Source organism: Pseudoalteromonas citrea (genome assembly GCF_000238375.3).
Lineage (GTDB): Bacteria > Pseudomonadota > Gammaproteobacteria > Enterobacterales > Alteromonadaceae > Pseudoalteromonas > Pseudoalteromonas citrea.
Window position 1 is genome coordinate 1 of sequence record NZ_AHBZ03000003.1, and the last position, 569, is coordinate 569.

Sequence of the window (569 nt, forward strand, 5' to 3'; positions counted from 1 at the left end):
GCTAAAAGACTGAGTGATAAATCGATTATCATCAGATGGCATAAGTTGTTTAAAGGTACCATACTATCTCACAAGTACCTTCAAGGTGAGCGGCTAGACTCAGCGCAGCAATATTTTTTAAATAAAGACATTGAACAATTTAGAGAACGTTTAGCGAGTATCAGTTGGTTTATGCGGGTACTGAATGAAAGTATTGCCCGAAAAGCGAATAAGGAAGATAACTGTACAGGCAGATTTTGGGAAGGGCGCTTTAAATCACAAGCCTTACTCGATGAAGCGGCACTGGCAGCCTGTATGGCGTATGTTGATTTAAACCCAATTAGAGCAAAGATGGCTGACACACCCGAAACCTCAGACTACACTAGTGTAAAAACTCGTTGTGAACATGCCGAAGAAGGTAAGCAACCGAAACAATTGACGCGTTTTGCAGGCAGCCCCCGAAAGCACATGCCTAAAGGTTTACCGTTTGAATTAAAGTCATACTTAGAGCTGGTAGAATTAACTGGCCGATGTATGCGAGCAGATAAGCGAGGCGCTATAAGCCCAATCAACTCCCCAATTTTAGAAAG

General features: G+C 42.5%; 1 protein-coding gene. It reads left to right on the plus strand.

The features are described from left to right. On the plus strand, positions 1-569 hold a 569-nt coding region (locus PCIT_RS00020), incomplete at both ends, for a hypothetical protein (protein ID WP_021032154.1).